Consider the following 14,911-nt stretch of genomic DNA (forward strand, 5'->3'; position numbering starts at 1 on the left):
CCATGAACACCTGCATTCTCAATGCCCGCAACCTTAGCAAAGTGGTCCCCAGCGCGGAAGGCGACCTGACCATTCTGCACAGCCTGTCTCTGGATCTGAGCGCCGGCGACAGCCTGGCCATCGTTGGCAGCTCCGGTTCGGGTAAATCGACGCTGCTGGGCCTTCTCGCCGGACTGGATCGCCCCAGCAGCGGCGAAGTCATGCTCGCCGGCCACGCGCTGGAGCAACTGGACGAAGATCAGCGTGCGCGTGTGCGCGCCGAACACGTCGGCTTTGTGTTTCAGTCCTTTCAGTTATTGGACAGCCTCAATGCACTGGAAAACGTCATGCTGCCTCTGGAACTGGATGGGCGTCTCGATGCGCGCCGGCGTGCCGACGAACTGCTGCAGCGGGTAGGTCTGGAACATCGTCTGCAGCATTACCCCCGCCAGCTTTCCGGCGGAGAACAGCAACGCGTGGCGATTGCCCGCGCCTTCGCTGCCGAACCGGACGTGCTGTTTGCCGACGAACCCACCGGCAATCTCGACACCCAGACCGGCGAGCGTATCAGCGACCTGCTTTTCGCCCTCAATCAGGAGCGCGGCGCCACCCTGGTACTGGTGACCCACGACCAACGCCTGGCCCATCGCTGTCGACGGCAGATCCGCCTTGAAGCGGGACACCTTGTCACCCGGGACGAACCCTGATGGCCGGCCTGCCGTTACGCCGCCTGCTGACCCTCGCGACGCGGCAACTGCGGCGTGATGCCCGCTCTGGAGAATTGCGCGTGCTGTTCGCCGCCGTGTTGGTCGCCGTCGCCGCCAGCACGGCCATCGGATATTTCAGCACGCGACTGAACGATGCCATGTTGCTGCGCGCCAGCGAATTTCTCGGTGCCGATCTGGTGCTCAATGGCTCGGCGCCGGCCGCCCCGGAACAGCTGCGAAGCGGCCGTCAGCTAGGTCTACAGCATGCCCGTGTAGTGGAGTTCTCCAGCGTGATTGCCACTGACCAAGGCATTCAGCTGGCCAGCGTCAAAGCGGCAGACAGTGAATACCCGCTACGTGGCGAACTGCGCAGCGCACCCGCGCCTTATGAAGCAGAAACCCCTGGCAGCGGGCCGTCCCGCGGCGAAGCCTGGGCCGAGGCTCGTCTGTTCGCTGCGCTGGATCTCAAGGTCGGCGACAGTATCGAAGTCGGTGAAAAACAACTGCGCCTGAGCCGTGTCCTCACCTACGAGCCGGACCGCGCTGGCGATTTCTACAGCCTGACACCCCGCGTGCTGATGCACCTCGACGACCTGGATGCCACCGGCATCGTGCAGCCGGGCAGCCGGGTCCGCTACCGAGAGCTATGGACCGGCGACACCCAGCAATTGGCGGACTATCGCGCCGCTCTCGCTGGCCAGCTGAGCCCCCAGCAGCGCCTGGAAGACACCCGTGACGGCAATCGGCAAATCGGCACTGCGCTGGGCCGCGCCGAACGCTACCTGAATCTCGCCAGCCTGGCAGCCGTCTTGCTTGCTGGGGTGGCCGTGGCGCTGTCGGCCAGCCGGTTCGCCATTCGCCGCTACGACGCCAGCGCGTTGTTGCGTTGCCTGGGTCTATCACGGCACGAGGCCTTGGGACTCTATGCCGTGCAATTGCTGCTGCTCGGAGTGCTGGCCAGCAGCCTGGGCGCCGCGCTCGGCTGGCTGGCGCAGCATGGGCTGTTCCACCTGCTGCGGGATTTACTGCCCACCGACATTCCACCTGGCGGCCTGCTGCCGGCGCTGGCTGGAATGGCCATCGGCTTGCTGGCCCTGGCGGGTTTCGCCCTGCCACCCCTGGCAGCGTTGGGCCGAGTCCCACCGTTGCGCGTATTACGCAGCGATGTCTTGCCTTTGCCACCCAGCGCATGGCTGGTGTACGGCTCCGCGCTCGTGGCGCTGGGCATCATCATGTGGCGCCTGAGCCTGGACCTGACGCTCACCCTGGCCATGATCGGCGGGGGGCTGTTGGCCGTCTTGCTGCTGGGTGGACTGTTGCTGTTCGGCCTACAGGGCCTGCGCCGCCTGCTGAGCAATGCGAGCCTGCCTTGGCGCCTCGGACTGGGCCAATTGTTGCGCCATCCACTGGCCGCTGCCGGACAGGCGTTGGCGTTCGGCCTGATCCTGCTGGCCATGGCGCTCATCGCCTTGCTACGCGGCGAACTGCTGGATACCTGGCAGGCGCAATTGCCGGCCGATGCACCCAACCATTTCGCCCTGAATATTCTGCCTGGCGACAAGGACGCCTTTAACACACGCCTAGCGGCCTTGCAGGTGCAAGCCGCCCCGTTGTATCCCGTGGTGCCGGGCCGCCTGATCGCCATTAATGACCAGCCAGTACGCCAACGGGTAAGCAAGGAATCACAAGGCGAGCGGGCGATCCGCCGCGACCTCAGCCTGACCTGGGCCGCCGACCTGCCCGCTGACAACCTGCTCAAGGCCGGCCACTGGTGGCAACCGGAAAACGCAGCGGATTCGCTGCCGGGCGTTTCGGTGGAGAGCGAACTGGCCGAAAGCCTGGGACTGCAACTGGGTGACAGGCTGCGCTTCAACGTGGGCAGCAATGAGCGCGAAACACGCGTCACCAGCCTACGGGAGGTGGACTGGAACAATTTCCAGCCCAACTTCTACATGATCTTCGAACCAGGCACGCTGCAATATCTGCCGACCACCTACCTGACCAGCTTCTATTTACCCGCCGGCCAGGAACGCCAGCTAGTCGAGCTGGCACGCGCCTTTCCCACCGTCACCCTGCTGCAAGTGGACGCCCTGCTGGCGCAACTGCGCAGTATCCTCTCCCAAGTGACTCTAGCCATCGAATATGTGTTGTTGTTTGTACTGGCCGCCGGCCTGGCCGTTCTGTTTGCCGGCTTACAGGCGACCCTGGACGAACGCATTCGCCAAGGTGCGCTGTTGCGGGCGCTGGGCGCCCGGCGGCGCTTGCTGATCAAGGCCCGCCGCAGCGAATTCGCTTTACTCGGTGCTACCAGCGGCGTACTCGCGGCACTGGGTTGCGAGTTGATCAGCGCGCTGCTTTATCGTTTCGCCTTCGACCTCGCGTGGCATCCGCATCCCTGGCTGCTGCTATTGCCGGTGCTGGGCGCCTTGCTGATCGGCGGGGCCGGCATGCTCGGCACCCGCCGAGCCCTCAATGCCAGCCCCCTGCAGGTGCTGCGCGAAGGTTGACCTTGTACCCTTATCCTTTTGCCAGACGTGGAATGCCATGAGCCGTTATCGTCCGCCCCGCAGCGCCGGTACGCCGCTGATCACCCCGGAAGGGGAAGCGCGCCTGCGCGCCGAATTGCATGAACTGTGGAATGTACGTCGCCCCCAGGTGACCCAATCGGTGAGCGAGGCCGCCGCGCAGGGTGATCGCTCGGAGAACGCCGAATACACCTACGGCAAGAAAATGCTGCGCGAGATTGACAGCCGCGTACGCTTTTTGCGCAAGCGTCTGGAAAGCCTCAAAGTGGTCAGCGAACGGCCCAGCGATCCCGACAAGGTCTACTTTGGCGCCTGGGTCACGCTGGAGGACGACGAGGGCGAGACCGCGCGCTACCGCATCGTCGGTCCAGACGAACTGGATCTGAAGAACCACCTGATCAGCATCGACGCCCCGCTGGCACGGGCCCTGGTCGGCAAGGCGCTGGACGCCGAAGTGCGCGTCGCCACGCCGACCGGTGAGAAAACCTGGTACGTGATGGCGATCGATTACCCTTGAGTCGGGCCCGTGCGGCGGGTGATCAATCCCTTGCGAGCAATGCGAGTCAGGTCATGAATATAGTCAGCCGCCTGTTCACCGCGCGGTGCTTCGATAACGGCCAAATCGAAACTGTCCGTTGCGTAAGCGGACAACGAATCACCTTCGGCACTGAATTGGATCAGCAGGGTTTTGGGCTTACCCCAGCGCTTCGGCACGCCATCCAGGTAGCGTAAAAGCGTGGGTTGATGACAACCGCCCAGGAGAATCTTGGGATCGCGGCAGATCAGCCCGGACGTGATCGGGGCCAGACGTAGCTTGCTGTGCTGTACATTCATTTGGAGAACTTCCGCCTCAAAGGGAACCGCTGGACAGCGGTGGGAGGCGACACCGGAACCAGCGCTTTAGCGGTATTTCGAAGTCATGGACTCCAGGCGCCCCGCAAGTAGCTGACTAAATCGGCGCAAGGCATGAATCCTATGGAAATCAGCCCGTTACTGTCAACCAGCGAGTGCTCATGAACTCACCTCATTTGCGTCTGTTTTTTGCCTTGCCCTGCCCACCGCAGCTTGCCGCGCAAATAGCCACGTGGCGAGACAGTCTGGGAATAGAAGGGCAACCGGTGATGCCCGCCGGCCTGCACGTGACCCTGGCATTTCTCGGTCAACAGCCGCTGGACAAGCTGCCCTTGCTTGAGCGGATGGCCGCTGGGCTCCAGATCGCACGCTTTCACCTGCAACTCGATCAGTTGCAGCAGTGGCACTCCGGCCTTTTAGTGCTCACCCCCAGCCAGCCACCTGAAGCGCTCCTGTACCTGCAGCGCGAACTTCAACGCCACTTGCTCGCCGCCGGCCTACCTGTAGACGCACGTCCATTCCGCCCACACCTGACGCTGTTGCGCCGAGGACACACCAGAATTGTCCCTGCGGAGCCATGTTTCGCCTGGACCGCTGAAGAGTGGGGTTTATTGGCTTCCGAGCCCCGTTCCGTCAGCTCCCGTTACCGGTTGTTGCAAGCTTGGCCGTTGCTGCGGCACAGCGACTCCTGATGGGTCATGGCGTAACAACCCCTCCGCTCGAGCGTCTCTGCAATTGCTAGGAAACGCCTGACCCAGAGCCGTTACATATAAATCTGAAAAATCGGCATGTTTCCTGCTTAGCACTGTTTCCATGCGTGCGTCCATGGTTGCGCCGCAGCCCGTACCGAGTCCTGGCCATGAATAAGCCTCTGCTTGCCCTTTTACTGGTTCTCATCATTGGTTTATCCGGCCTCGGACTTCTGTTGCCGCCCTCCCAAGCCCTGTTTGCCGGAACGCCCGTGGCCGATGGCCGCAGTGAACAGGATCGGCCCCGGCCGGCGGACTGGGAGCAGCGTTTACGCGCGTATCACAAGGCCAGCGCACGCTTGCAGCTCAATGAGAGCCTGTCTCCCGAGGACAGGCGCACAGCGCTGGAGCGTTTGCGCGACGAGCACTTCAGTGACGAGGAGCTCCGCTGGCTGGAGCGCTACCCGGCCTCCGACACCGCTTTGCAACCGCCCTCTGCCTCGCCAATTGAGTAAACTGGCCGCTTCGTAACATCGCAGCGAACGCCATGCACCTTATCGATATCGGCCTCAACCTCACCCATCCCAGTCTTGCTCGTGATCTTGACGGTGTGCTGGAACGCGCCGAAGACGCCGGCGTCAAGCAAATGATCATTACCGGCACAAGCCTGCCGGAAAGCGAGCAGGCACTGCAGCTCTGCGAGGAGCATGACCCTGAGCAACGGCGCCTGTTCAGCACCGCAGGGGTACATCCCCACGCCGCCAGCCAATGGAATGCAGCCGTCGCTGTTGAACTGCGCGCGTTGCTGCAACACAGCCGAGTACGCGCAGTGGGTGAATGCGGCCTCGACTTCAATCGTGATTTCTCACCGCGCCCGCAGCAGGAAAAAGCACTGGAAGAACAGCTTGAGCTGGCGGTCGAACTGCAAATGCCGGTCTTTCTTCATGAACGCGATGCGGACCACCGCCTTTTGGCCATCCTGCGTGACTATCGCGACCGCTTGCCGGCCGCCGTGGTGCACTGTTTTACCGGCGAGCGTCAGGCGCTGTTCGGCTATCTGGACCTGGATCTGCACATCGGCATCACAGGCTGGATCTGCGATGAGCGCCGCGGCACCCACCTGCATCCCCTGGTTCGGGAGATCCCAGTTGGCCGGTTGATGCTAGAAAGCGATGCACCCTATCTGCTGCCGCGCACACTGCGTCCAAAACCGAAAAGTGGTCACAACGAACCGGCTTATCTGGGCGAAGTGTTGCGCTGCGTCGCCCTGCATCGCAACGAAAGCATCGAAGCCGTAGCCGCGCACACCAGTGCATGCGCCCGACAGTTTTTCGCATTACCGGATTAACGGACTCAAGTCGGGGCAACCTCAGGCCGTTACAGGGTAGAGCAAAGAGTTGATTACCATCACAGGGCCGGGCATTCTGGCCAATCAATGATGGCAACACGCCACCCAATTTCTCCAACAATAGAGCAGTCTAATGGCCCTCTGGATTCGCGATCTTTCCCTGAAATACAAATTTTGGGCCCTTAACGCTGTCTCCTTCGCCACCACCCTATTGTTGGTGATCTTTGCCATGCTGCAAGAGCAGGATGGCCGGGCCAGCGAAGCCCGCCATCAGGCGCAGCTCAAGGCACAACTGCTGGCCAGTTGGCCTAGCCAACAAGCGCTGCCGCACGATCCGTTACTGGTGTCCTTCGCCAAGGGCGACAGCCCCCAGCTGCAAGGCCAGCGCGCCACTCGCCTGGCCAATGCAACCGGCTGGGTAGCACTGGAACATGACGCGCTGTTTGGCCAACAGCCCTTGATCGGCGTCCAAGTGATCGAGCGTGACAACGGCCAGCGGCTGGCCGTATTGGCCCGCGCGCCCAGCCTGAGCCAGATCTTCTTTGATCGCATGGGTCAATACGCCCTCGCCGTGCTGATTTTGATGCTGGCTCTGCTGGCCAGCTCGCAGCTGCTGATCCGTTTTCTGCTCGGCCACCTCGACACACTCAAAGCCGTCATGCTGCATGTCGAGAAAACCGGCGACCTGGCAGCCCGCGTGCCACTTGAAGGCGGCGACGAGGTTGGCCAGATGGCCAGCGCCTTCAATGCCATGCAAAATGGCTATCAGCGCATCGTCAACGTCGTGGCGCAGACGGCCAGCCGCCTCGATCAGGGCGCTTCACGCCTGGCGGCAGACATGAACGACGTGCAGCAGGGCATGCTCGGCCAGCAAAGTGAAACCGACCAGACCGCCACGGCGATCAACGAAATGTCGACCACCGTCGCCCACATCGCCCAGCATGCGGCCGATACGCGCGATCAGTCCCAGTCAGCCGATGAATTGGCCGGTGCCGGCCAATCGGTAGTGCACCGCGTCGAGGGTTCCATCGCCACGCTGTCCAAGGGAGTGCAGGAAACCGCCCAGATGATCGAGCGACTGGCCGAGGACAGTCAAAAGATCAGCAGTGTAGTGGGCGTTATTCACGGCATCGCCGACCAGACCAACCTGCTGGCCCTGAACGCCGCCATCGAAGCCGCTCGCGCCGGCGAACAAGGCCGGGGGTTTGCCGTGGTCGCCGATGAAGTGCGTCACCTGGCCAAACGTGTTCAGGTCTCAACCGACGAAATCACCCAGATGGTCACCGCGCTGCAAGGCGGCACCCGGGACGCCGTGGAATTCATGCAGGAAAGCTCTCTGCGGGCCGACGACTGCGTACAGCTGGCCCAAGAGGCTGGCACCGCACTCACCGCCATCACCAATGCGGTGGCGCAAATGCGCGAGAGCAATACGCAGATTGCGGTTGCCGCCGAACAGCAAAGCCAAGTGGCGGAAGAAATGACCCGGTCGGTGGTGGGCATCCGTGATCTATCCGAACTGACCGTGCGCAAAACCAGCGCCTCCACCTCCACCAGTAACGAACTCGCCCACCTGGCCGCCGAGCTGAGCAAGGCGATTCGCCAACTCAAGCTCTGAAGCTCTGACAGGTGCCGCCTCAGTCGAAGACCACCACGGTTTGCCGACTCAGCGCCAGCAACTCTCCGGCGGGCGACCACAAGCCCGCCGCGATATGCCCATAGCCATCGCGGGCATGCTCGATGCGCGCCTGGTAGTGGCACCAGTCGCGGCTGCTGATCAGCGGTTGCGGCTGGATAAACTCAATGGTCCAGGTCAATGAACTGCCTGGAGCTGGGCTGCTCAGGTAGCTGAGCAGTGCGGGCGGCCAGGCGTCTACCAGCGCGAGCACCAGGCGCTCATCCACCGCGACATCTGGCACTTCACCTCGCAGGCGCACCCAGCCGCCCATCTCGCGCGCCGCAGTGTTGCTGAACGGTAAACCGCCCTGCCCCCAACGCATGGCCAGATGGCGTGTGAACTCTGGCGTCACGCCGCGCAGATAAGGCAGCTCCTGACAGTTCTCCACCGCCTTGATCGGCGGAGCAGGCTCGGCCTCCACAGTCACGGTAGAAGTGCGCCCCGAGCCGAAACTGCCCTGCACCAGCGTCACCACTTGACCATCCTGCACAGCGCGTCCCAACACCTGACTGACGGCACGTCCTTCGCGCAATACCTCGACCTCGAAACGCACCTCCTTGGCGCACACCATCGGGGCAACGAAGGTGACCGCCAGGGAACGCAACGGGCGCGCGGCGGGTACTTGGGCGCGCATGGCCTGATAAACCAGTGCCACGGCCACACCACCGAAAACGGCACGCCCTTGGCCCCATTGTTCCGGCACACTCATGGCAGCTTCGCCACAGCCGGCTCGCATCACGTCGAAAAAATCCATTGGCAACCTTCGGCACAGACTGAGTTAAGGGAGATGCATAGGCCGCGCGCGGCGTCCTGTTCCGGCAACGCTAGCGGACTCAATCGCCTCGACCAACAGGCACCTATGCCAAACAGGATGGGGAATCAGCAATCAGGCTCAACGCGCCAAGACCCGCTGCAGGCGTACCAAAGCGCGCTCAGCCTGCTGCTCGGCAGTGGCAAGTTGCACCTGCCAGGCGGCGCAACAGATGCGCAGATCAGGTTCGACCTTGGCACGTTCCAGCCATTGCCAGCGATCATGCCATTCGCCCAGTAACGCTTGCGCGCGCTGCAGGGCCTTGGCCGCCTTGTTCGGGATTCCCGCATGCCTGGGGTAGGCCTGCGCGCCGTAGCGCACCCGTTTGATCAACAGGCGCAAGCGGTGAGGGTCATGGTCAGCGTCATGCAGCGCTTCGGCCAGACGATGGCGCTCCCGGGCCAAGCGCTTGTCGACGCGAGGACCGAGCGGTGGCAAGAGCCGGTTGCGCTCAGCGGTACGCCACAGCGCCGGCCAGGCCGCCAGAATGGCCTGCAATTGTTGTAACGGCTCACCACGCAAGAGCCGGCGATAGCCTTTTTCCAGCTCGGCTCGGCGCCAGTGGACCGCCTCGTGATGCGCCCACTTGTCCAGCTCGACCAGCAAGACTTCCCGCTCACGCAGCGGGCCACTCACCTCACCCAGCGCCTTGGCAGCTTGTTCCAGCACCTCGACACCGGGCAAGCCACGAAGCGGGCGCAGCCGACTGCGCAACTTGCGCAAGGCAATGCGCACATCATGCAGTGCCTCGTCATCAGTACCTGCCGCCAGACGTGCTTGGCACGCCTGCAGTCGAACCTGGGTTCGGATCACTTCGGCGATCAGGTCATCGCTAAAGGACGCCATGGTTCTTTCTCCGCCATTCACGTCGGCCCGCCCCGACATGCCAGGGCAGGCTACGCCGTACCCGGCGCAGGGCCATGCGCATTTGGTCGACCGCTACCTGCTCGCCGGCATACCGCTGAGCCTCGAACACCGCCATGAAGGCCAGAATCGCTTCCGCCTGCTCCGGCAGCGCCGCGGCTGCACGCTGAGCATAGGTGCGCACGCCTTCCCCCGGTTGCCTGGCCACACCCCACCGGGCGAGCAGCCGTTCGAAGCGGATCAGCAGGCGCAACGATACATCCGCTTTGCGCTGCCACGGTTTGAACAAGCCGAGCGCCAGCAGCCCCAGCAACAACGCGCCGCCGCCCAACAACGGCCAACCGATCTGATGCAATTCGAAACCGCCGAACCAGCGCTGCAACAAGCGCAACTGCAGCTCAGCCTGGTAGCCCAGCACCCAGCGTTGCCAGCCATAGTTGGCCCGGTCCCAATTCAGCCGCAATCCATTGAGCCAGCCGACATCGCGGTAGCGCAGCAGGCTTAGCGGGGCGTCCTCCAGAAAACTCTGCTCCTCGGCCAGCGCCTCTTCCAGCCCGTACTCGATACGTTCCGGCGCTACCTGAAACGTTGGGTCGATACTCAGCCAACCCTGCCCCGGCCGCCAATATTCAACCCAGGCATGAGCATCGAACTGGCGAACGGCCAGGTAGTTGCCCGCCGCGTTGTACTCGCCACCGTGATAACCGGCGACCATACGCGCGGGAATGCCAGCGGCGCGCAGAACGAACGTCATGGCCCCGGCGAAATGCAGACAAAAACCCTGGCGGCTGGCGAACAGGAAGTCATCAATGATGTGCACACCCACCGGTGGCGGACGCAGCGTGTAGCCGTAAGGCTCTCGGTTGAAGTGCACCAGCAAGGCCTCAACCAGCGCCGCGGGGTCGGGATGATCCCGGCGCAATTGCTCGGCCCAGGCTCGTGTCTGCGGATTGCCTGACAGCGGCAATTGCAAGGTGCGTTGCTGCATGGCAGGCGACAGCGTCGGCTCTCGCAAGGCCGCAGGCCAGGACGTCACGTCGTACAACAGCGCCTGTTCCACGGGTCGATAGTGCTCAAGACGAAAATCCTCATACATGCGCACGCGCGGCAGCGGTGACTGCGGCACATCCAGGGCGAACAGCCAGGGCTTGCCGCTGGGCTGCATCACAATGCTGTATTGCAGAGCCTCGCCACGCTTGCTCCAGCCCGGTTCAGCGGCCGAAAACCCCAAAGGCGTCTTGCTCCACTCACGGCCATCGAACTGGTCCAGGGTTAGCGCCCGCCAGTACAACTGGTCACGCGCCGGCACCGCACCCTCGAAACGGGCCCGAAATACCAGGGCATCGGAACGGCCGAGCTCAACGATATCCCCCGGCGCCATACGGTCCGACAATCCGGTCAAGCCTTGCTGGCTCGCCTGGGGCAGTGACCAGATCGGCCCAAGGCGGGGAAAGAACACAAACAGCAAAAGCATCAAGGGCAAGGCCTGCAGCAACAGGCTCCCCGCCAGGCGCAGCGTGGCCCAAGGCCGTTCGCCGTCGCCTTCGTGCAAGCCGATCAAGGCCGCCAGCAGGGCGGTGACCGGCAACAGACTATACAGCGCGGCAAACATGCTGCTCTGGAATAGATAACCGGTGACTACGGCGAAAAATCCGAGGTAAATGACAATCAGCGCATCACGCCGGCTGTGCATCTCCACAAGTTTGAGAATAAAGGCGGCAATCAGCAGCGCGCTGGCCACTTCCATGCCGATACGGCCTCCGCTGAACAGATAGACCCCAACAGCCGAGCCCAGCAGCAATACGAGCTTGATTCGGGCCGTAGGAAAGGTGGCGCGCATGCGAAAGATTTGCACGCGCCACGCCGCGCAGCCCAGCCATAGCGCCGCCAGCCAGACCGGCAACTGAGTCAGAAAAGGGGCAAGGACCAGCAGTTGCGCAACCAACAGCCACACCAGGCTGATGCGCGGGATGCCGCCCGCCCCGCTCATGGCCTGTCCTCTCTGCTGCCATACAGCGCCAACGCGCGCAAACACACCTCACGATGCCCTTCACCACGGTCCGGGCCGAGCGTCACGCCCGGCAACCGCAAACAGAAGCGCAATCCTTGTTCAGACAGTTCCAGCACGCCCTGGCACAAACGCGACAAGCACTCCTCCAGCGGCCCGCTGAGGGTTTGTAAATCCAACAGCCATTCTTCGCCCGTTTCCTCGGCGAAGGCTTTTACCAGCAGGCCCTGACCGCGGGAAAACGCTTTCCAGTGCAAGCGCCGCTGGCCATCGCCGGGCTGATAAGTATGCAATCCCTGGAAGTCGTCACAGCCTTCGGCCTGCAACTGGCTGCCCTGGCTTCCCTCGCCAGCGCCCCGCCTGCCGGGTAAGACGCCAACCACGGGCTGCGGATACACCAGCACCCGCTGTTGCAGATCAACCCAGCTCCAGGCCACCAGCAAGCCCAGCGGAAAACGGCTCTCCACCCGTATTCGCGGTGCGACCAGCCAGCCCCGGCGTGACGCGGGCAAGCGCAGATCGCAGTCCGTCTGCCCGAGGGCAGGGACATGCCAGGTTCCTTGCCTGGCGTGGCTCCAGCCCAGACTCACCGCTCGATGGCTACGTGCCCCAGCCTGCAGTACGACCCGTATACGTGCCTGTGTCCCTGCAAACACGGCCGGGGCCGATCCGGCGCTCAACTGCAGGCCAGACAGGTTGCGGTAGGTGTGCAGGATGGCCACGACAAACACCGAGGCGAGCAGAAAGGTGAGCGCATACGCCAGACTGTGCTGGTAGTTGATCGCCAGCAGCAGCATCAACAGCAGCACGCCGGCAAAGGCCACGCCGGCACGACTGGGCAGGATGAAAATGCGCCGCTGGTTCAGGCGCACCTGTCGGGCTGCTGGAATACGTCGCGCCAACCAGCGATCGCCGCGTATGCGCACCTGTTCTGCAAAGGTGGATTCGCCGGCCATCAGACGGCCGGGACGTGATCAAGCAGCCAGCGCACCAGCCCGCCACCATCCTGTTCGCCCTGCTGCGCACGCTCCCGCAGACGATGCCCCGCCACAGCCGGCAGAACCGCCTGGACATCCTCGGGAATCACATAGTCACGCCCGGCCAGGTAGGCCCAGGCGCGCGCGGCGCCGAGCAAGGCCAGGCTACCGCGCGGCGACAGTCCGCAGGCGAACTGCGACTCGCGGCGGGTCGCCTCGGCCAGACGCAGCACATAGTCCACCAGGGCATCGCTGACCCGCACCAGGGCCACGCTTTCCTGGACGCGGGCCAGCTCGGCATGGTCCAGCAACGCTTGCAGGCGTGGCAGCAAATCGCGTCGTGCGGTGCCGAGCAGTAAGGCCCGCTCTGCAGAGCGGGCCGGATAGCCCAGCGACAAGCGCATCAGAAAGCGATCGAGCTGCGATTCAGGCAAGGCGAACGTGCCGCCTTGGTTCGCGGGGTTTTGCGTGGCGATGACAAAGAACGGCTGCGGCAATGCGCGAGTCGCCCCTTCAATGGTCACCTGGCCTTCTTCCATCGCCTCGAGCAAGGCGCTCTGGCTTTTTGGCGTGGCGCGGTTGATTTCATCGGCCAGAACCAGCTCAGCGAAAATCGGTCCCGGATGGAAGATGAATCCCCCACTGGTCTTGTCGAATACCGAGGTGCCGAGAATATCGCCGGGCAGCAGATCGGAGGTGAACTGGATACGCTGGAATTCCAGGCCCAGAACCCGCGCGAGCGCGTGGCTAAGCGTGGTTTTGCCCATGCCGGGCAGGTCCTCGATCAGCAGATGCCCACGAGCCAGTATGCAGGCCAGAGCCAGGCGCACCTGTGGCTCCTTGCCCAATATCACCTCATTGATCGCCGCCAGGCAGCTTTCCAATTGTGCGCGCATGCAGCCTCCTCAGTGAACGACCGATGCTACTGGCCGCTGGAAGCCGCGCAAAGCGCCCCGGGCTGCTACCGGCCATTCCTGTGAACCAGGTTGCGCTTCGCTTACTAGCGCCCCTCGCGGGATTCGCGAATATAGAACCGGGCTTTTTCAGCTTTCTCGGCACACCCCTGGAAGGCTTCGAACTGCTGCTGGGTTTTCGCCGCTGTCAGCAAGGACACCGCCTTGGAATAGCTGACGCTGCCCGCGAAGCCTTCTACCTTAGCGATATCCAGCTCCTTCCAGGCGGCATCCAGATGATTGGCGCAACTGTCACGATACGAGGTTTTCGCTGCGCAACCACCCAGGGCAACGGCGAACAGTGCCACACTGATCCAGACGTTCATTGGTCATGTCTCCGCGCTCAGGTACCACGCTGAGTCTAGGTCTGTTCCCCATTTCGGCGCGAATGTCCTTTGCGCAGCCGTAAGCAAAACGGGAACCGACCCTAGCCCTCGCCCATAACTCTCAGTGCCCTGCTTGGCGCGATACGTTCGGACGCGTATCGTCTTTTTGAAATAAGGAGGTAAGCATGTCGAAACGAGTTGCCCTGGTACTGGGCTCAGGTGGGGCAAGGGGTTATGCGCATATCGGCGTGATCGAGGAACTGGAGTCGCGGGGCTATGAGATTGGCTGCATTGCCGGGTGCTCGATGGGCGCCGTGGTCGGCGGCATCTATGCTGCTGGAAAATTGCCCGAATACCGGGCCTGGACCGAAAGCCTGGATTACCTCGATGTGCTGCGCCTGATGGACGTGAGCTTTTCACTGGGCGCCCTGCGTGGCGACAAGGTCTTCGGCAAGATCCACAGCATGCTCGGCGAAATCAATATCGAAGATCTGCCGATCCCCTATACCGCGGTGGCCACCGACCTCACCAACCAGCAGGAGCTGTGGTTTCAAGAAGGCAGCCTACACCAGGCGATGCGCGCCTCGGCAGCCATTCCCAGCCTGTTCACGCCGGTGATGCAGGGCAATCGCATGCTGGTGGACGGTGGCCTGCTCAATCCGTTGCCTATCGTGCCGGTGGTCTCGAGCCATTGCGACCTCATCGTGGCCGTCAACCTCAACGCCTCGGGGCAAGCCCGCTATAACTTGCCAGTCATCGAACGTCCTCCCGCCATGACCAAACGGATGGATGCCGTGCTCAGGCGCTTGCCCTTCCTACGCGGCAATGGACTCAACGGCAATGGCCATCATGGAGCAGCAGAGCTGTCCTCTGCGACGCCCCCCGAGGACGCGCACCCCGAAGCCCAGCAGCCTGCCGCCGCGCCAGAGCGCGCCGGCGCACCCAAGTCGGCCAGCGGCTCGCGCATCGTCGACCAGGTGGGGCCGGCTTCATTATTGGACTTGATCAACCAGAGCTTCGAGGTCATGCAGACCTCCCTCGCCCAGTACAAGATCGCGGGCTATCCCCCGGATGTGCTGATCAACATTCCCAAGCGGGTGTGTCGCTTCTTCGAGTTCTACAAAGCCCAGGAGTTGATTGTCCTGGGCCGGCAGATCGCCAGCGATACGCTGGATCGTTATGAGGCGAAGCACTGAC

At 62.9% G+C, this 14,911-nt stretch carries 15 protein-coding genes; 8 read left to right on the top strand and 7 right to left on the bottom strand.

The window, feature by feature from the left end:
- Positions 1-2 precede the first annotated feature (2 nt).
- From ACTV8E_RS12175 to greB, 3 genes are read left to right on the top strand one after another with little or no spacing between them, the layout of a single operon-like run.
- Positions 3-686 (top strand): ABC transporter ATP-binding protein, encoded by a 684-nt coding sequence (locus ACTV8E_RS12175; RefSeq protein ID WP_251836261.1) that lies wholly within the window; start codon positions 3-5, stop codon positions 684-686.
- The gene (locus tag ACTV8E_RS12180; RefSeq protein WP_443199669.1) at positions 686-3,193 is read left to right on the top strand and encodes an ABC transporter permease; all 2,508 of its coding nucleotides are present in this window, start codon (positions 686-688) and stop codon (positions 3,191-3,193) included. Before ACTV8E_RS12175 ends, ACTV8E_RS12180 begins: the two co-directional genes overlap by 1 nt.
- A gap of 37 nt (positions 3,194-3,230) precedes the next feature.
- Complete coding sequence (gene greB / locus ACTV8E_RS12185) at positions 3,231-3,728, top strand: transcription elongation factor GreB (protein WP_251836263.1); 498 nt, start codon at positions 3,231-3,233, stop codon at positions 3,726-3,728.
- Here greB and ACTV8E_RS12190 read toward each other — a convergent pair.
- Positions 3,719-4,045: a class I SAM-dependent methyltransferase gene (locus ACTV8E_RS12190; RefSeq protein ID WP_251836264.1), complete on the bottom strand. Its 327-nt coding sequence runs from the start codon at positions 4,043-4,045 to the stop codon at positions 3,719-3,721. The genes greB and ACTV8E_RS12190 overlap by 10 nt on opposite strands.
- 179 nt (positions 4,046-4,224) lie before the next feature.
- Between ACTV8E_RS12190 and thpR the strand changes: the two genes are divergently transcribed.
- The 4 genes from thpR to ACTV8E_RS12210 all read left to right on the top strand — a co-directional run bounded on the left by thpR (position 4,225) and on the right by ACTV8E_RS12210 (position 7,715).
- Positions 4,225-4,755 carry an RNA 2',3'-cyclic phosphodiesterase gene (thpR, locus tag ACTV8E_RS12195; protein WP_443199670.1) on the top strand — a complete coding sequence of 177 codons (531 nt, stop codon included), beginning with the start codon at positions 4,225-4,227 and terminating at the stop codon, positions 4,753-4,755.
- Positions 4,756-4,922: 167 nt separating this feature from the next.
- Entirely contained in the window at positions 4,923-5,267 is a 345-nt protein-coding gene (locus tag ACTV8E_RS12200; protein ID WP_251836266.1) for a lipase secretion chaperone, read from the top strand.
- A 32-nt stretch (positions 5,268-5,299) separates the two neighbouring features.
- Positions 5,300-6,100, top strand: coding sequence for a TatD family hydrolase (locus ACTV8E_RS12205; protein ID WP_443199671.1), 801 nt, complete (start codon positions 5,300-5,302; stop codon positions 6,098-6,100).
- 133 nt (positions 6,101-6,233) lie between these two features.
- Complete coding sequence (locus tag ACTV8E_RS12210) at positions 6,234-7,715, top strand: methyl-accepting chemotaxis protein (protein ID WP_443199672.1); 1,482 nt, start codon at positions 6,234-6,236, stop codon at positions 7,713-7,715.
- A 19-nt stretch (positions 7,716-7,734) separates the two neighbouring features.
- Here ACTV8E_RS12210 and ACTV8E_RS12215 read toward each other — a convergent pair whose 3' ends face one another.
- The 6 genes from ACTV8E_RS12215 to ACTV8E_RS12240 form a co-directional block, all read right to left on the bottom strand.
- Entirely contained in the window at positions 7,735-8,529 is a 795-nt protein-coding gene (locus ACTV8E_RS12215) for an acyl-CoA thioesterase (RefSeq protein WP_443199673.1), read from the bottom strand.
- A gap of 138 nt (positions 8,530-8,667) precedes the next feature.
- Positions 8,668-9,432, bottom strand: a complete 765-nt coding sequence (locus tag ACTV8E_RS12220) for a CHAD domain-containing protein (RefSeq protein ID WP_443199674.1) — start codon at positions 9,430-9,432, stop codon at positions 8,668-8,670.
- Positions 9,419-11,440, bottom strand: coding sequence for a transglutaminase TgpA family protein (locus tag ACTV8E_RS12225; RefSeq protein ID WP_443199675.1), 2,022 nt, complete (start codon positions 11,438-11,440; stop codon positions 9,419-9,421). The genes ACTV8E_RS12220 and ACTV8E_RS12225 overlap by 14 nt, the downstream gene beginning before the upstream one ends.
- A complete protein-coding gene (locus tag ACTV8E_RS12230) occupies positions 11,437-12,414 on the bottom strand; it encodes a DUF58 domain-containing protein (protein ID WP_443199676.1) in 978 nt (325 codons plus the stop codon). The genes ACTV8E_RS12225 and ACTV8E_RS12230 overlap by 4 nt, the downstream gene beginning before the upstream one ends.
- On the bottom strand, positions 12,414-13,331 hold the full coding sequence (locus ACTV8E_RS12235) for an AAA family ATPase (RefSeq protein ID WP_443199677.1): 918 nt from the start codon (positions 13,329-13,331) through the stop codon (positions 12,414-12,416). The genes ACTV8E_RS12230 and ACTV8E_RS12235 overlap by 1 nt, the downstream gene beginning before the upstream one ends.
- Before the next feature lie 104 nt (positions 13,332-13,435).
- Positions 13,436-13,714 (bottom strand): hypothetical protein, encoded by a 279-nt coding sequence (locus tag ACTV8E_RS12240; RefSeq protein ID WP_251836274.1) that lies wholly within the window; start codon positions 13,712-13,714, stop codon positions 13,436-13,438.
- A 185-nt stretch (positions 13,715-13,899) separates the two neighbouring features.
- Here ACTV8E_RS12240 and ACTV8E_RS12245 point away from each other — a divergent pair, with 185 nt between their 5' ends.
- Positions 13,900-14,910, top strand: a complete 1,011-nt coding sequence (locus ACTV8E_RS12245; protein ID WP_443199678.1) for a patatin-like phospholipase family protein — start codon at positions 13,900-13,902, stop codon at positions 14,908-14,910.
- Position 14,911 lies beyond the last annotated feature (1 nt).

Source organism: Pseudomonas sp. B392_1p, assembly GCF_052245235.1.
GTDB classification, from domain to species: domain Bacteria; phylum Pseudomonadota; class Gammaproteobacteria; order Pseudomonadales; family Pseudomonadaceae; genus Serpens; species Serpens gallinarum.

Coding starts and splice junctions, on each gene's coding strand:
- ACTV8E_RS12180 (WP_443199669.1), top strand. CDS start 686: ATGGCCGGCCTGCCGTTACGCCGCCTGCTGACCCTCGCGACGCGGCAA.
- thpR (WP_443199670.1), top strand. CDS start 4,225: ATGAACTCACCTCATTTGCGTCTGTTTTTTGCCTTGCCCTGCCCACCG.
- ACTV8E_RS12225 (WP_443199675.1), bottom strand. CDS start 11,440: ATGAGCGGGGCGGGCGGCATCCCGCGCATCAGCCTGGTGTGGCTGTTG.
- ACTV8E_RS12175 (WP_251836261.1), top strand. CDS start 3: ATGAACACCTGCATTCTCAATGCCCGCAACCTTAGCAAAGTGGTCCCC.
- ACTV8E_RS12210 (WP_443199672.1), top strand. CDS start 6,234: ATGGCCCTCTGGATTCGCGATCTTTCCCTGAAATACAAATTTTGGGCC.
- ACTV8E_RS12235 (WP_443199677.1), bottom strand. CDS start 13,331: ATGCGCGCACAATTGGAAAGCTGCCTGGCGGCGATCAATGAGGTGATA.
- greB (WP_251836263.1), top strand. CDS start 3,231: ATGAGCCGTTATCGTCCGCCCCGCAGCGCCGGTACGCCGCTGATCACC.
- ACTV8E_RS12190 (WP_251836264.1), bottom strand. CDS start 4,045: ATGAATGTACAGCACAGCAAGCTACGTCTGGCCCCGATCACGTCCGGG.
- ACTV8E_RS12230 (WP_443199676.1), bottom strand. CDS start 12,414: ATGGCCGGCGAATCCACCTTTGCAGAACAGGTGCGCATACGCGGCGAT.
- ACTV8E_RS12220 (WP_443199674.1), bottom strand. CDS start 9,432: ATGGCGTCCTTTAGCGATGACCTGATCGCCGAAGTGATCCGAACCCAG.
- ACTV8E_RS12200 (WP_251836266.1), top strand. CDS start 4,923: ATGAATAAGCCTCTGCTTGCCCTTTTACTGGTTCTCATCATTGGTTTA.
- ACTV8E_RS12240 (WP_251836274.1), bottom strand. CDS start 13,714: ATGAACGTCTGGATCAGTGTGGCACTGTTCGCCGTTGCCCTGGGTGGT.
- ACTV8E_RS12215 (WP_443199673.1), bottom strand. CDS start 8,529: ATGGATTTTTTCGACGTGATGCGAGCCGGCTGTGGCGAAGCTGCCATG.
- ACTV8E_RS12205 (WP_443199671.1), top strand. CDS start 5,300: ATGCACCTTATCGATATCGGCCTCAACCTCACCCATCCCAGTCTTGCT.
- ACTV8E_RS12245 (WP_443199678.1), top strand. CDS start 13,900: ATGTCGAAACGAGTTGCCCTGGTACTGGGCTCAGGTGGGGCAAGGGGT.